The sequence below is a fragment of the Maribacter algarum (ex Zhang et al. 2020) genome, from assembly GCF_005885635.1.
GTDB lineage: Bacteria > Bacteroidota > Bacteroidia > Flavobacteriales > Flavobacteriaceae > Maribacter_C > Maribacter_C algarum.
Genome location: NZ_VATY01000001.1, coordinates 669,667 through 686,413 on the forward strand (window position 1 = coordinate 669,667; position 16,747 = coordinate 686,413).

At 38.3% G+C, this 16,747-nt stretch carries 12 protein-coding genes; 6 read left to right on the top strand and 6 right to left on the bottom strand.

Going from position 1 to position 16,747, the window contains the following annotated elements; all coding sequences use genetic code 11:
* Positions 1 to 142: 142 nt before the first annotated feature.
* Both FEE95_RS02900 and rimM read left to right on the top strand, forming a co-directional pair.
* Positions 143 to 766 carry a 30S ribosomal protein S16 gene (locus FEE95_RS02900; RefSeq protein WP_138656327.1) on the top strand — a complete coding sequence of 208 codons (624 nt, stop codon included), beginning with the start codon at positions 143 to 145 and terminating at the stop codon, positions 764 to 766.
* Between the two features lie 15 nt (positions 767 to 781).
* Positions 782 to 1,309 (top strand): ribosome maturation factor RimM, encoded by a 528-nt coding sequence (gene rimM / locus FEE95_RS02905; protein ID WP_138656328.1) that lies wholly within the window; start codon positions 782 to 784, stop codon positions 1,307 to 1,309.
* 5 nt (positions 1,310 to 1,314) lie between these two features.
* Here rimM and FEE95_RS02910 read toward each other — a convergent pair whose 3' ends face one another.
* Positions 1,315 to 2,361, bottom strand: a complete 1,047-nt coding sequence (locus FEE95_RS02910) for a sugar phosphate isomerase/epimerase family protein (protein WP_138656329.1) — start codon at positions 2,359 to 2,361, stop codon at positions 1,315 to 1,317.
* A gap of 109 nt (positions 2,362 to 2,470) precedes the next feature.
* Between FEE95_RS02910 and FEE95_RS02915 the strand changes: the two genes are divergently transcribed.
* The 3 genes from FEE95_RS02915 to FEE95_RS02925 are packed head-to-tail and all read left to right on the top strand — an operon-like array spanning position 2,471 to position 5,890.
* The gene (locus FEE95_RS02915; RefSeq protein WP_138656330.1) at positions 2,471 to 3,940 is read left to right on the top strand and encodes a sulfatase family protein; all 1,470 of its coding nucleotides are present in this window, start codon (positions 2,471 to 2,473) and stop codon (positions 3,938 to 3,940) included.
* The gene (locus tag FEE95_RS02920; RefSeq protein WP_138656331.1) at positions 3,937 to 4,650 is read left to right on the top strand and encodes a tRNA1(Val) (adenine(37)-N6)-methyltransferase; all 714 of its coding nucleotides are present in this window, start codon (positions 3,937 to 3,939) and stop codon (positions 4,648 to 4,650) included. Before FEE95_RS02915 ends, FEE95_RS02920 begins: the two co-directional genes overlap by 4 nt.
* Before the next feature lie 58 nt (positions 4,651 to 4,708).
* Complete coding sequence (locus tag FEE95_RS02925) at positions 4,709 to 5,890, top strand: acyl-CoA dehydrogenase family protein (RefSeq protein ID WP_138656332.1); 1,182 nt, start codon at positions 4,709 to 4,711, stop codon at positions 5,888 to 5,890.
* Here FEE95_RS02925 and FEE95_RS02930 read toward each other — a convergent pair.
* From FEE95_RS02930 to dinB, 3 genes are all read right to left on the bottom strand, one after another.
* Positions 5,887 to 8,184 carry an FdhF/YdeP family oxidoreductase gene (locus tag FEE95_RS02930; protein ID WP_138656333.1) on the bottom strand — a complete coding sequence of 766 codons (2,298 nt, stop codon included), beginning with the start codon at positions 8,182 to 8,184 and terminating at the stop codon, positions 5,887 to 5,889. The two genes, FEE95_RS02925 and FEE95_RS02930, sit on opposite strands and share 4 nt — an antisense overlap.
* Positions 8,185 to 8,527: 343 nt before the next feature.
* The gene (locus FEE95_RS02935; protein ID WP_138656334.1) at positions 8,528 to 11,560 is read right to left on the bottom strand and encodes a DNA polymerase III subunit alpha; all 3,033 of its coding nucleotides are present in this window, start codon (positions 11,558 to 11,560) and stop codon (positions 8,528 to 8,530) included.
* A 158-nt stretch (positions 11,561 to 11,718) separates the two neighbouring features.
* Entirely contained in the window at positions 11,719 to 12,933 is a 1,215-nt protein-coding gene (gene dinB, locus FEE95_RS02940) for a DNA polymerase IV (protein WP_138656335.1), read from the bottom strand.
* 355 nt (positions 12,934 to 13,288) lie between these two features.
* Here dinB and FEE95_RS02945 point away from each other — a divergent pair, with 355 nt between their 5' ends.
* Complete coding sequence (locus tag FEE95_RS02945; protein WP_171036965.1) at positions 13,289 to 15,382, top strand: right-handed parallel beta-helix repeat-containing protein; 2,094 nt, start codon at positions 13,289 to 13,291, stop codon at positions 15,380 to 15,382.
* A 122-nt stretch (positions 15,383 to 15,504) separates the two neighbouring features.
* On the opposite strand, the gene FEE95_RS22450 is transcribed toward FEE95_RS02945, so the two are convergent.
* The gene (locus tag FEE95_RS22450) at positions 15,505 to 15,675 is read right to left on the bottom strand and encodes a DUF6747 family protein (RefSeq protein WP_317129232.1); all 171 of its coding nucleotides are present in this window, start codon (positions 15,673 to 15,675) and stop codon (positions 15,505 to 15,507) included.
* 222 nt (positions 15,676 to 15,897) lie between these two features.
* Positions 15,898 to 16,512, bottom strand: coding sequence for a porin family protein (locus tag FEE95_RS02950; RefSeq protein ID WP_138656337.1), 615 nt, complete (start codon positions 16,510 to 16,512; stop codon positions 15,898 to 15,900).
* Positions 16,513 to 16,747 lie beyond the last annotated feature (235 nt).

Here is a 16,747-nt window from a genome sequence, read left to right on the forward strand (position 1 = left end):
TTAACAGCCCTTTTAACCCGTATTTTTCACTCAAAAAAGTTGTTGGAACTTCAAATAGAAGTGCTATATTTGCATCCGCTTAAAGAAAAGCGAAAGTTTAGAATTAATAATCAGGGTCGGGCACCCTACAAATTAATGTGATATGCCAGTTAAAATTAGATTACAAAGACACGGTAAAAAAGGAAAGCCATTTTATTGGATCGTTGCAGCTGATGCACGTGCTAAAAGAGATGGTAAATTCTTAGAAAAATTAGGAATCTACAACCCTAATACCAACCCGGCTACGATTGAAGTTAATGTTGATAATTCTGTACAATGGTTACAGAACGGAGCACAGCCAACTGATACTGCGAAAGCTATCTTATCTTACAAAGGTGTTTTACTAAAGCACCACCTCTTAGGAGGACTTCGCAAGGGAGCGTTGACCGAAGAGCAAGTTGAAGAAAAATTCAATGCTTGGTTAGAAGAAAAAGAAAAAGCTGTTGCCGCAAAAGTAAGTGGATTGGATAAGGCTAAAGCTGATGCAAAAGCCGCTGCTTTAAAAGCTGAAAAAGAAGTAAACGAAAAACGTGCTATTGCAGCTGCAGAAGCTGAATTGCCAGAAGTTGCTGAGGGTGAAACCGCGGAAGCGGAAGGTGAAGTTGCTGAAGCCGCTACTGAAGAAGTGGTAGAGGCAGCAGTTGAAGAAGTAGCTGAAAAAGCTCCAGCAGCCGAGGAAGCTAAAGAAGAAGAGGCCGCGCCAGCAGCATCTTCTGAAGAAGAGTAAGATACCCAAGATACGATGCGAAAGGAAGACTGTTTCTACCTAGGCAAAATCGTTTCTAAATATAGTTTTAAGGGTGAGGTACTTGTGAAAATCGATACCGATGAACCCGAATTATACGATAATATGGAATCAGTTTTTGTTGCGCTTCGCAACAATCTGGTTCCATTTTTTATTGAAAAATGTAGACTACATAAGTCTCAATTATTACGTATCGATTTTGAAGAAGTTAATTCAGAAGATGATGCGGATAAGATTATGGGTTCTGAACTTTATCTTCCGTTATCGTTTTTACCTGAGTTAAATGGGAACAAATTCTACTTTCATGAAGTGATAGGTTTTACCGTTATAGATAATGTTCATGGCGATATTGGGACCATTCAAAGTATAAACGATACCACTTCTCAAGCGCTTTTTGAAATTTTGAAAGGAGATAAACAGCTATTAATTCCTATCAATGATGATATAATCAAAAAAGTGGACCGAGAAAACAAAACGATTCACGTAACCACTCCCGAAGGTTTGGTTGATCTTTACTTATCCTAAAATAATTATTTCAACGCCAATTCACAGAACGCTAAGCATTTCTGAACTTCTTCAACGGCATTAGACCCTTCAGGTATGGTGTATTCCAATTCAATAGTCCCAGGATGTGTATACTTATTATTTCGCATCAATTGCAGGGCTGGCGCAATAGGAGTATCGCCCTGCCCCCATGACAGATTACCTTTGGCATTTTCAGGAGTTTGACGATCTTTTAGATGCATGCTTTGCATACGGTTATGTTTGGCAATGATAATCTCCAATGGTTTAGAATTCCCTGCCGCAACATAGTGTCCTAAATCAAGGTTCAAGGCATTATAATCAGATTGTTCCAAGGCCGTATCCCATAAAGTTGGTGTTTGTTGCTCGTGACCATGGTACCCCACATAAATTCCATTCTTTTTAGCAAGCGCACCTAAACGCATAGTATGCGTGTCATCACCTGGATGCTCTACTGTTACATGACTTGCCCCAAGTAGCTTCCCTGCTTTCATACCCCATTCGATATCCGCATCGGAATTGTCTTTTGCAAAAGTATTTCTGGGTTTGAAGGCATAAATACCGACCCCCGCATCATTGTACATTTTTCGAAATTGTTCAAACTTATTCATGTCACAGGTTTTCCTCCAAGCAGACACTTGCTTTTTATATGCTTCAAGTTGAGCAGTCATTTCTTCGAGTTCCTTTTCTTCATCTTCCGAAATTTTACCCTCTCGCTTCTTTCCCCTCAAAGGCCACATTTTTGCCATATCAATAGGATTATCTGGTCGACCTGCAAAAGTCTCAGCAGGATCTCCGATTAGTTCTATTGCATTTATCCCACTATCTAAAATATACTTTAAAGTAGCCTCTGCACTTTGATCTTCCATACTTCTGAAAGAATAGGTAATAACACCTATTTGCACTCCATTTATTAAAGAATTAGGTTTCTTGTAATGCTTTAGAATACCTGGCGCACTAAAAAGCGCTGGACCTGATAATACGATACCAGCAGTTGCCAATGAAGATTTTGAAATAAAACTTCTTCTGTTTAAATGTTTTGTGTTGGTTTTCATAGGAACGGTTTTTTGGTAAAAGTACCACTTGAATACTTTTGGTTCACCTTTTAATATTCTGATTGTATGAAAATTAACTATATTCAAACCAATTAACAAGCTTTTCTTTATGACTACCAAACTATGTCTCAAACGTTCCAAATCATTTTTAGGAATTATCTTTATTACTATACTTCTGGCCCTCGTAATATCTTGTAAAGACATAACCAAAAATTCAGAGGTTAAAAAGGTAACGCCGCCAAACGTAGTTTTAATTTTTACAGACGACCAAGGTTATAATGATGTAGGTGTTTTTGGTGCTGATGATATCGCCACACCCAATTTGGACCAAATGGCTACCGATGGCCTGAAACTAACAAGCTATTACTCAGCCCAAGCTGTATGTTCTGCTTCTCGTGCTGGAATTTTGACTGGTTGCTACCCCAATCGCATTGGTATTCATAATGCATTAGGACCTGGAAATACCCACGGAATTAATGCATCAGAAACGACCATGGCCGAAATGTTGAAAGAGAAAGGATATAAAACGGCTATTTATGGAAAATGGCACTTGGGGCATCACAAAAAGTTCTTACCCACCCGACATGGGTTTGACGAATGGTTCGGGATTCCCTATTCAAACGATATGTGGCCTTTTCACCCTCAGCAAGGACCTGTTTTCAATTTTCCTGATTTACCACTTTACGAAAACGAGACGATAATAGATACACTTATAGAACAATCTCAACTCACAACTCAAATCACTGAACGTAGTGTTGATTTTATCAATCGGAATAAGGACAATCCCTTCTTCTTATATGTGCCACATCCGCAGCCACATGTTCCCTTATTTGTTTCAGATAAATTCAAAGGAAAATCAAATAGGGGTTTGTATGGAGATGTTATTATGGAAATCGATTGGTCCGTTGGGCAAATTATGGAAGCTTTAAGGTCCAACGGACTAGAAGAAAACACCATCGTTATTTTCACATCGGATAACGGCCCTTGGTTGTCTTATGGAAATCATGCGGGAAGCGCTTTTCCCCTTCGAGAGGGCAAAGGTACTTCATGGGAAGGTGGACAACGCGAACCTTTTATCATGAAATATCCAGAGAAACTTAAATCCGGACAAGTTGTTGACGTACCCGTAATGGCCATTGATATGCTTCCCACAATTGCGGAAATAACTGATGCTGAACTTCCCTTAAAAACCATTGACGGAAAAAGTGTTTGGAATGTATTGACCGGAGAATCCAAGGAGAGTCCGCAAGAAGCATATTTCTTCTACTACAGAGTTAATGAGTTATTTGGAGTACGTTATGGAAAATGGAAATTATACTTTCCGCACCGTTATCGCACTATGAAGGGACAAGAACTGGGCATGGACGGATTACCTGGCAATTACAAAATGATAGATATGGAAGAAATTGAATTGTATGATGTCGCCAATGATATTAGCGAAACAAGAAATGTTGCGGAAGCAAATCCTGATGTAGTAGAAAAAATCAAATTATTGGCGAATACCATGCGTTCGCGATTAGGCGATTCTTTGTTAGAATTGGAAGGTTCGGAAACAAGAGAACCTGGAAGGATAGAATGAGCCAACTTTTCAAATTCAAACACTTCTCCATCAACCAAAACCGCTGTGCCATGAAAATTGGTACAGATGGAGTACTCCTTGGCGCCTGGGCTACCATTGAAAATGAACCAAATTCAATTTTAGACATTGGTGCGGGCACAGGGCTTTTATCTTTGATGCTTGCCCAAAGAAGTTTGGTTGAAAACATTGAGGCATTGGAAATCGATGAGAATGCCTACGAGCAATGTGTAGAAAATTTTGAAGCTTCACCTTGGGCGGACAGACTGTTCTGCTACCACGCCGGTTTAGATGAGTTTATAGAAGAGATTGAAGAGCCTTATGATTTGATTATTTCCAATCCGCCATTTTATTCAGAAGATGTTTCCAGTGGAAACCCTTCAAGAGATACAGCACGGCAAAATCAGTCACTTCCTTTTGATGAATTGTTAGAGGGAGTTTCAAAATTACTTTCCAAGGACGGACTTTTTGCAACTATAATTCCCCATAAAGAAGAAAAATCCTTTGTAGAAATGGCAAATTCTTATGGCCTTTTTCTTAACCGAGTTTTACGAGTAAAAGGAAATCCATCAGCCGAAATCAAGAGAAGTCTTTTGGAATTCAGTTTCAAAGAAGAAAAAGTTTCAGAAGACGAATTGACCATTGAAATAAACCGACACGAATACACGTTTGACTATCAAGAATTGACCAAAGCTTTCTATCTAAAAATGTAACATTTGATTGACGTATTGTTATATTTTTATTATTTACCTTTGATAAAAATTGCAATTTATGCGACCTGATTTATTTGAAGCTCCTGATTATTACAACCTGGATGATTTATTCTCCGAAGAACATCTTTTGGTGCGTGATGCTGCCCGTCAATGGGTAAAGCGCGATGTTTCCCCTATTATAGAGGAGTACGCTCAAAAGGCTGAATTTCCTAGGCAGATAATTGGTGGCTTGGCTGAAATTGGAGCTTTCGGACCCTATATTCCAGAAGAATATGGTGGAGCTGGTTTAGACCAAATAAGTTACGGACTCATCATGCAAGAAATCGAGCGTGGTGATAGTGGGGTTCGCTCCACAGCATCCGTGCAATCTTCATTGGTTATGTATCCTATTTATACCTACGGAAATGAAGCACAGCGGAAAAAATATTTACCGAAACTAGCTTCTGGAGAATGGATGGGTTCTTTTGGGTTGACAGAACCAAATCACGGATCTAATCCTGGAGGCATGGAGACTAAATTCAAAGATATGGGTGACCATTATTTATTGAATGGTGCAAAACTTTGGATATCGAATTCTCCATTTTGTGATGTCGCAGTGGTATGGGCTAAAAACGAAGAAGGCCGTATTCATGGACTCATTGTTGAACGTGGTATGGAAGGTTTTTCGACTCCGGAAACACATAACAAATGGTCTTTACGTGCTTCGGCAACCGGAGAGTTGATTTTTCAGGATGTCAAAGTTCCCAAGGAAAATCTTCTAGAAGGAAAATCTGGATTGGGTGCTCCCCTTGGTTGTTTAGATTCAGCCAGATATGGAATTTCTTGGGGTGCTATTGGCGCCGCAATGGATTGCTATGATACCGCTTTACGCTATGCTAAAGAACGTATTCAATTTGGCAAACCGATTGCAGCTTTCCAATTGCAGCAAAAGAAGTTGGCTGAAATGATTACTGAAATCACAAAGGCCCAATTATTGGCTTTCAGACTGGGTCAACTAAAAAATGAAGGGAAAGCGACTACCGCTCAGATATCAATGGCCAAGCGTAACAATGTTGAAATGGCCATTAAAACTGCACGAGAAGCTAGACAGATATTAGGCGGAATGGGTATTACCGGTGAGTACAGCATCATGCGTCATATGATGAACCTTGAAAGTGTAATTACTTATGAAGGTACTCATGATATTCACCTGTTAATAACCGGAATGGATATCACGGGGCATGCTGCTTTCAAGGGTTAGATCTTTTTCAAAGTCACTTTTATCGATTTACTAATAGGAGTCTTACTCTTATCTGCAAAATGATTGTACGGCACTAGTACATTTGTTTCCGGGAAATATGCGCCCAAATCTCCTTTAGGAATTGCATAGGGAATGACTTTGAATTGATGAGCGACACGTTCGATACCGTCATAAACACTTGTAATATCAACAACATCTAATTTTTTAATGTTAGCGTCCTCCATATCCTCAGGATTCATAAAAAGTACTCTTCGCTCATTGTATACGCCACGGTAACGATCATCTAATCCATAAATGGTTGTGTTGAATTGGTCATGCGAACGCATAGTCATCAACATATATTCATCTGGATTCAAATTGTGCTGTGGCGCTTTATTAATCGTCAATTGGGCTTTCCCATTTGGTAGTTTACTGAAATCAAGCTCACGAACATTATTTGGCAAATAGTAACCAGCACCTTTGGATTGCTTTTCTGTATCATTAAAGCCTTTGACGACCTGATCTATTTTTTCTCGAATAAGCTCATAGTTCTCCCCCAATCCTTGCCAATCCATCGGATGGTTGCCTTTGAAGAAGGTATGAGCTAATTCGGCAATAATATCAGGCTCACTTTTAATTTTGTCAGAAGCTGGTTTTAGTAGTCCTCGAGACTGTCTCACTTGTCCCATGCTATTCTCAATAGTGATGTGACGAAGTTTTCCATTTTTCACGTCTTTTTCTGAGCGGCCAAAAGTAGGAAGTAACAACGCGGTCTTTCCGGTAACCAAATGAGTTCGATTTAGTTTGGTGCTTACTTGAACTGTGAGTGCGCAATTCTGAATTCCCTTTGCGGTGTATTCCGTGTCAGAAGCTGCCATCAGAAAATTTCCGCCCAAGCACATAAAAACTTTCGCTTTTCCTTCATACATAGCCTCCATGGCACCAACCGTATCATGTCCTTCTTTTGACGGGGGCACAAAACCTAAATGTTTTTTTATTCTTTCATTCAACTCATCGTTCACGAAATGCATAATTCCAACACTTCTATCCCCTTGAACATTACTGTGACCTCTCACTGGGCATGTTCCAGCATTCGGTTTACCTACAGCTCCTTTTAGTAGAAGTAGATTCACATATTCCCGAATATTTTCTACTCCATTTTTGTGCTGCGTTAAACCCATCGCCCAACACACCACTATTTTTGATTTTTTTGCAAGTAGGTTCACTGTTTCATTTATTTTTTCCAGGTCTACACCACTTTGCTCCAAGAGTACTTTTTCATCATAGGTTTTCAGATTATCAATCAATTCTTGATAGCCCTGAACATAAGTTCTTAAAAAATCATGGTCAAAAATATCTTTCTTAATTGCATCCAGAGCCGCTAGTTTTATCAGCATCAACTTGATAAGCGGTATATCTTGATTGATTTTTACAGGAAGATGCAAGTCAGCAATATCTTCTCCGGGACCTATCCAGCCCTTTAAGTGTTGCGGGTTTTTAAAATTTACAAGTCCGGATTCTTTTAGCGGATTAATGCTAATCACCTTTCCACCGTTCTGCTTGCATTTTTCCAAGGCCGATAACATACGTGGATGATTGGTTCCAGGGTTTTGTCCTGCAACGATGACCACCTCAGCTTCATACAAATCTTCTAACTTGATTGAACCTTTTCCAATTCCTAAGGTTTCACTTAATGCTACTCCACTCGACTCATGGCACATGTTCGAACAGTCGGGCATATTGTTCGTTCCAAAAGCACGGGCGAACATTCCGTATAAAAAAGCAGCTTCGTTGCTCGAGCGTCCAGAAGTATAAAAAATAGCCTCTTCAGGAGAATCTAGTTTTTGTAATTCATTGGAAATCAAATCATAAGACTCCTGCCATGAAATCGGTTCATAATGAACGCTTCCCGCTTTTAAAACCATCGGTTCTATAATTCGTCCAAACTTATTTAATTCATAATCGGTGAGCAGTGAAAGCTCTTCTACAGAATGCTTGGCAAAAAAATCTGCTCCAATATGTGAAGTTGTCGCTTCATCAGCCAAGGCCTTTGCACCATTTTCACAATACTCGGCAACTTTAGAAGGTTTTTCAGGATCTGGCCAGGCGCAACTGGGACAGCTAAAACCATTCTGTTGATTCATATCCAATAAAGCCGTCATAGACCTAGCAACACCCATTTCTTTGAAGCTATGACGAAGTGCTTCCTTAACTCCCAAAGCCCCCGCAGCAATACGAACTGGCTCTTTCAGTTTGATATCTGAAAAGTCTTGATTGCCCCGTATGGAAACATTTCTTTTGAAAATCTCAGCCATAGTCTTGAATTGTATGCTTAAAATTACATTTAATCGATTATAAAACCGATGAATTGCAGTAAATAATAGTATTTCAAAACGCTAAAAAACAAAATCATAGGCGCTCACCACAACTTTGCCTTGCTACACATCATTTCTTTTCTCAAGCTGCATTCTCGATATATCTTTGGAGTGTAATTAAGAAGTAAATTTTTTCATTTTCATATAGTGTTCTCGTAAAAGAGCTCCGATCGAAAGACGGAGCTCTTTTTAGTTTACTCAATAATCGAGATTGGAATACTGCGATTCTTTTGTAGATATTCTTAGACATTTTCTTTTCAAATACCCTATTTGCCGAAGTTATTTATTGTCTTTCATCATTGGTCTTAACTGTGATTCTATCTTTTTGTTGAAACACCTTAACACTTGTCTTCATATCAGCATATCTAGGGTCAGGGACATAATTTTGCTTTTCCATTTTGATAACCTCAATACTTAGAAAACCAAATTCGCTAACCACTTTTCCATAAAAACGATAAATTCCTTTACCCCGAAAATAGTATTGGGCAGCTACGGGTGGAAACAATACTGTATCGAAAACCTTTCCCTCTTGATCAATCATTGTGGCGAAATGCATACGTTTTCCATTATGGGTACTTGTATTTTTTACAGTGACCAAATAGCCATAAATATCAATACGGCGATTTAAAAAACGTCCGAGGTCTTCAACACATCGATTGTTCTCTGGAGGTTTTTCCAATAACTCAAACGGACTGCATAAACAAAAGCCTAAAAGCTCCAACTGGGTAAAGGCCATTTCAAGATCGGTGGTATGCAATCTAGGAATCTTAAAATTTTGATGCCTAGGCGGGAATAATTTCGGGTGATCGATTTTTACATTCTTATTGAGAAAGAGGTGCGCCTTCCAGAGCAATTGATGTTTGTTCACGCCCGTAAACCGAAATGCATCTATGCGAATCAGAATACTTGCCTGATCAACGGTTATAAAAACACGATCTAGAAAATCTTCCAGAGAACTATAAATTCCATTGGCTAGCCTATCTTTTAGAATTCTCTCTGAAACACGATCTTCTAACTCACGTAAGTATCCAAATCCGAGAAAAATATCCTTCCCATAAATCACATTCTTATTAAAACTCCTATTGACACATGGCGGGTGAATGATAGCACCCATCATTCGGGCTTCGTGCACATAAAATTCAGAACGGTAAAATCCACCACCATTATTAAGCACGGCCACCATATATTCCAATGGAAAATACGCTCTCAGGAAAAGTGTCTGGTAACTTTCCACAGCATAAGAAGCAGAATGTCCTTTGGCAAAAGCGTAACCCGCAAAGCTGGCAATCTGACTCCAGATTTCCGAAATAAGTTTTTCATCATAGCCTTTATGGCTACAGTTATCAAAAAATTTCTCCTTTACTTTTTGAAATTCTTCCCGCGACCTGAATTTTCCACTCATCCCGCGTCGTAATACATCAGCTTCTCCTAAATCAAGACCAGCAAAAATATTGGCCACCTTGATAACATCTTCTTGATAGACCATGACCCCATAGGTATCGGGCATAATATCAAGCATCACCGGATGCGCTTTCTCTTCAGTTCTACCAGGATTGCGATGCCGAAGAATATATTCACGCATCATACCACTCTTTGCTACCCCAGGTCGTATAATTGAACTTGCGGCTACTAACCCCAAATATGTATCGACTTCCAATTTTTTGAGTAGCATACGCATAGCTGGTGATTCCACATAAAAACACCCCATACATTGTGCCGTTTTCACAAGGTTATTGATTACGGGATCTTTTATAAATTTCTTAATATCATGAATATCAAAACCATCGGATTCATCAGGTCGGTTATATGCAATTATTTCTAAGGATTCCTTGATTTTTGCCAATCCTCGTTGCCCGAGAATATCAAACTTATAAAGCCCTACATCTTCAGCGATGACCATGTCATATTGTGTAGTAGGAAAGCCTTTTGGAGGAAGGTTCGTAGCCGAAAACCAATGGAGTGGTTTTTCAGTAATCAGTATACCACCAGCATGTATACTTAAATAGTTAGGCATGCCTTTGATTAAATTACCATATTTGATGACCAATCTAGAAACCTCATCCAATTTTGAGGTATCGTACCTTCCTTCCGATAAAAAATCAATCTCACTTTTAGGTAAACCAAAGACTTTACCTAATTCACGAATGACGCCCCTATCTTTAAAAGTCACATAGGTGCCCAACAACGCCACATGTTCAAAACGGTCGAAAATGTATTGGGTCATTTCAGGCCGGTCACGATGCGAAAAATCGATATCAAAATCAGGTGGATTGGCGCGATACAGATTGATGAACCGTTCAAAATAAAGATCTAAATCTATCGGATCTACATCGGTAATTCTCAAAAGGTAGGCAACGATACTATTAGCTCCACTTCCCCTACCTACATAAAAAAAACCTCTTTTTCGCGCTTCGGAAACAATGTCCCAATTAATCAAAAAGTAAGAAACAAAACCTTTCTCCTTAATCAGTTGCAATTCTTTCTCCAGCCGATTGTAGATATCTTTTTTAGGGTTCTCATAACGATAGGGTAATCCCTCCTGACAGAGCTTTTCAATCATTTTTTCATCCTCTTCTTGACTACCCGTATAGGTTTTCAGATTCTGTGGCTCTCGATCTTTTGAAAAGTCGAAATGAATGCTACAGTCATTCATTAAACGCTCCGTATTTTCTAAAATAAATGGATACTCGCAAAAAGCAGCTGCCAAGTTCGCTATGGGAAATATTTTTTCATTTTCATTGGCCTCTTCGGTTTTATCCAACATGCTCAACAAAATATTGTTGTCGATAGCGCGTAGCAATCGATGCGCATTGAAGTCGGCTTTCGAACGAAATGTAACAGGCTGTTGTACAACTAATTTGTCTTTCAATTTCGATAATCTTGAAAAGGGCAATTTTCGTAAATCAGTAATGGAAACTCCTATAAATTCATATTCAGCAAATTCGTACTGCTCATTCTGCAATACTTTCTCAAAAGGATAAACCACATAGGCATGTTCAAATTTCGGTGCAATGGGAGAAAACTCTCTTTCCTCGTGAAGATGCCCAGAAAGAAAATTGTTCAATTCTAAATATCCTTCATTGTTTTTGGCGATACCCACATAACATTGATTCACACCATTTCTAAAGTCGATACCCAAAATAGGTTTTACCTCAAAATCAGGCGCCAACCGTACAAAATTGAGTCCAGCAGAGGTATTATTGATATCGGTCAATACCAATCGTGTGACTTGGTTTTTTTGAGCTAGGCGTAGGAGTTCTTTCTCGGAAAATGTTCCGAAGCGAAGACTATAATATGTGTGGCAGTTAAGATAGATGTTATGCTTTAGATTTTAGACCTGCCTGACCGGCAGACAGATGTTGGACTTTAAAGTTCAAGTTTAAAATTTCTCGGCGCTAGAAATCAAAAACTCTGAATCTTCAACTGTTCAGTCTTTATTCTTGATTCTATAAGCCAGCGGTCTTATATCTTTTTTTACTGTTTTCGATGTGCCAATACAATCGGTGGTTGCCCGTTAAAAGGATTGTGCATTCGACCGATGGTGTTTTTTCCCATCGCTGAGGCACGCACGACACTTTTATCTCCATAACGATTTCTGATATGGTCCATCGCTTGGTAGAGGTTCAAGGCTTCTTCGGTATCTTCGAATAGGTTTATTTGGTAATTACCGCTAACCAAATGACTAAAGCGTATACCTATTAGGCGCACCAATAATCTTCGATTATAAAGCGTTTTGAACAACTCCAGAATCTTGGGAATCAAGATATGGTCTGCACTGGTATACGGAATACGCATTTGCTTTGAATAGGTATTGAAATCAGAATACCGAATCTTTACCGCGATGCAGGCTGTCAACTTTTCCCCTCTACGCAATTGGTAGGCCAAATTCTCGGTCATGGCGATTAATAAGCCTCTTAACTTTATAACATCAATGGTGTCTTTATCAAAAGTGCGTTCATTGGAAATTGATTTACGTTCCCAAAAAGGAATCACTGGAGTATGATCAATACCGTTGGCGCGTTTCCAAATAACCGTTCCGTTTTTGCCTAACACGCGTTGCATGACATCCATGGGCATTTCTTGTACAGTACCTACCTTTCGCAACCCGAGGTTTCGAAGCGTTTGATAGGTTTTATCACCGACCATCGGTATTTTCTTGATAGATAGTGGTGCCAAGAAGGTTTTTTCTAATCCGTAATCTATTTTCAATTGATTATTGGGCTTGGCTTCGCCTGTCGCCACTTTAGAGACCACTTTATTGACCGATAATCCAAATGAGATAGGGAGTCCGGTTTCCTTTATAATTCTTTGTCGTAGTTCGGAAGCATATTTATAGGATCCGAAAAAACGATCCATTCCTGAGAGATCGGCATAAAACTCATCGATACTCGATTTCTCGAATAGTGGCACGTATTCTTTAATTATTTCGGTAACCTCATCAGAGTGTTTACTATATGTACCTGCATTACCTTTGATTCTTATGGCATTAGGGCATAATTCCTTTGCCATTTTCATAGGCATACCCGAATGAATACCATACCCTCTAGTTTCATAACTACAAGCAGCAACAACGCCACGGTCACTTAGGCCACCAACAAGTATTGGCTTTCCTTGCAAGCGACTGTCAAGTTTGCGTTCTACGGATACAAAAAATGTATCGAGGTCGAGATGTAGAATATTTTTGGTCATTGCTATCCTAAAAAATGGATAGCTAATTTATGGAATTATTCCATTTGTTTGGATATATTCCATTTTATATTTACAAATATTCTTTTAGATTAGTGAACAATAAGATAAAATCAATAAAAATAATATTTAGAATAACCCTAATAAGAATGGTGGCAAGTGTTATCTTTTTAGCACATCACCTAAAAAAGATGTATTTCAACGAAAAAAATTAATTTTTTCAATATAATATTCATCGATTATCTTCGTTTTTCTATTTTTGACTCGTCTTTTTTAAAGACAACGTAGACCACACCTTCTTTACCTAAGAAAATCATTATACAGGACGAATATTATTAGACTTAAAATTCGCGTGGCTATGTTCCCTATTATCAATACAAAAAATTCCTTTTTATATTATCCCTGCTTGTTTCTACTTCTTTTATCGTGCAACCAAGATGCAGACTTATTATTAGAACAAGCATTAGAAAATGAAGAGGTATCTATTGTAGATGATAATTTCAAAATTCCCTTAGATAAGATAAGTATACTAGATGTACTATCTAACGACAACTTCGCATCCAATAATGTCAGAATCATTGAAACTTCTTCACCATTATATGGAAGCATCACGATTAACGAAGACAACACAATAACTTACATACCTAGAGAAACAAATTCCAACAGCTCTTCCGAAGAACATGGTACCGAAGGAACAGGCTCCGAAGAAACAGGTTCAGAAGAAGAGACAAACGAAGAAACCGGTTCGCAAGAAACCAATAACCAAGAGGACACTTCTTCTGAAGAAACCACAAGCGAACAAAACACAGCAGAAGATACAACAGAAGAAAACAACGATGTAGAGACATCTAATGAAGAAGACGGGCAAGATAACCTGACAACTGAAGAATCGTCTGAAGAAAGTACGGAACAAAGCGAGGAAGATACATTCACTTATACAATCGAAGTTGAGAACGAAGATGGCGCTACTATTACCGAAACTGGTACAGTAACTGTAGACATCGAGCCAGATCCCGAGTCTACACCAGAACAGGAATCAGAAGCCGAGCCTGATTCTGATTCCGAATATGACTATTGGCGCGAACCTGTGATAGAAGGAACACGCCTTGTAGATGAAAAATACTATAATCTTGATACAGAAGAAGTATCCTCTAAAAATGTAAATTTACAACGTGGCCAAGTAGAAAATTACGTCGAGCATGAAAATTGTCCACAGCGAATTAAAAATAAATGGGCAAACCGGATTGAGATTACTCCTAATCAAGTCAATGGCAAACAAAATGGTCTCCAAGAAATTTTTGATGCACACCCAAAAGGCAGCTTATTCTATCTTAGAGCTGGCACTTACAAAGACCAGAAAAATGCAGTGCTTAAAAACGACCAAGATATTGTTGGCGAATACAAAGCCATTCTGGACGGATCAGGCATTCAGGGAAATAGTGAAGAGTCTACACGTGCAATACGGTCCATGGAACGTGGTTTTATCTGTAATCTTAAGGTACAAAACTATCCGACATGGAATGATCCTAAAGATTCCAGAGCACCAAGAGGAGCAGCATTAGAGGTCATACAAAATGGTGCGATTCTTAATTGTGAAGTACATTCCGAAAATAGAGCCATTGCCTTAATCTACGGTTCAAAAGCAATGTGGAACAAGGTTACTGCTGGTCGTCTAGGTATTTATGGCTATGGGTCACACGACCCCAACAGTCCAAACCGTCGTGGCGCAATGGTTAAATATAACGAGATATATAACTGTAACTTTAATGACTACGATGGTGAACACGAAGCGGGTGCTGCAAAATTTGTACAGGTAGACGGTGTATTATGGTCTCACAATTACATACATAATATTCCTTCTGGTGGTGGTATATGGCAAGACGGAGATAACAGAGAATCTGAAGTTTATAACAATGTTATTATCAAAACCCACAGGAGCATATTTTCTGAACTTGCCCATACATCAGATGTTCATCACAATACCATTGAGTACGGCACTGGATTTGGTGCGGTATACATGTCAAACAGTCAAGACGAAAAGGTACATCACAATTTCATTCGATGGTGTAGAAATGGCATAACCATAAGAGATAAAGAAAGGGGTACAAGTAAAATTTATGCAGGAAAAGCTTGGAGGGGTATTAATAATGTTATTTATAATAACCATATATGGCAGCGACCGGATCCATCAACTTGGACACATGGTGTAGCTACTCTTTTCGACGGTCATATTGACCCAAACAATACCACAAATAAATGGTACGACAATCACTATTATGTGGACGACAATGCTGAAGGAGCCGTTCTTTTCTCACAAGATGAGCCATTCAAACTTGTATTTATGTATAGCAAGCTAGCACCTGATAGTGATCACAAAACCATAACATGGGAAGAATGGAAAAATAAATCAGGAGACACGAATTCCGTATTAGAGTATAGAAAGTATTTTTAGTTTTTGGAAGCTATCGAATCAACGTTAATGTCGAATCCTATAAAATTAAAAAGCCCATAACTTGTTTAGCATGGGCTTCTTTAATGGTTTGATTTTGTATTCATCACATTCATTTTAGCTAATTAGTTAAAGGAAAAACCTGTGAAAATTCTAAAAAGCAACGCGTAGAATCCCATAAAAATGAGGGCAAAACAAAACCATGAAAAAAATTTAAAATAATTCTTCAGTATAAAACTTCCGATGTTTTTAAATCCTTCCAAATAAATCTCCTTAATAAGCAATGTCGTCTTCATAATCTTTCTTTTTAATAGTTATACTACTTAAGATGACAAATGCCGTGCTAAGCTTAAGATTTCGTTTAAAATTTAGTCTAAAGCAACAAATAATTGGTTGAAATACACCTTTTTGGGGCAAAAATCGAAAAACCCTATGTCAAAATACTTCAACATAGGGTTCTTCAAATTTTGTTCTATTTTTCAATCTCCTAACAGCGAAATCGAATAGGAATTTTAGAACTACTCTCCAAATTGATAAGTGACCGTTAGCCTAACAACACTATTCTTGTTTTTAAGACCATTGGTAACATCGTTCGAAAGGTTAGTTACTCCTATACTTGCTGATAAATCAACATTCAAAGCATCAAAAAATTGAGCCCCAGCACCAAAATTAATACCAACATCAAGTGGTTTAAGCTCATCATTTCTGTTGCCCCCAACATTCAATTTATCATTATCTCGTTTTGCTGATAATAAAAATCCAAGCGAACTACCCCCTAAACCATATAATCTAGTACTATCGCCCAAATCGAGAAAGTAATACTTCATTTGTAAAGGCATTTCAAGATAGAGAAAGTTGAATGTCACCAGCGTATTCAAATCAAAACTAGATTTTCTCTGTGTTAATAATAATGCCGGTTCAAATGACAACTGATCACTAAAATCGATTTCATAACCGCCCCCGACATGAATACTAAACCCTGCATTTCCGAAATCAGCAGTTAGGTTATCGTCATTATCTTTAATTAGTAGACTCGAAAAGCCTAGTCCACCTTTAGCTCCAAACTGTGCTGCAGCAGTAATACTTATCAGGCCAATAGCCATAAAAACGAATACTCTCATAGTTTTTTTCATAATAGTTTATTTAAAATATTTATATGTTTAATTTGATGATTGCAAGGTATTTTGAAAAGCATTTTTATGAAATCGCAGCATGGGCGTATTTTTTTCTACTAGTTTACAGGTATTTTTTAGTGCTTTGGGTTTGGTTTTATTCTTATTAAATATCTTGTGGTAAAATCATAAAAATGTTTTCGAAATTCCATTTCTTAATCCTAATATTCACCTTTGGAATCCTCAACTCAACTTT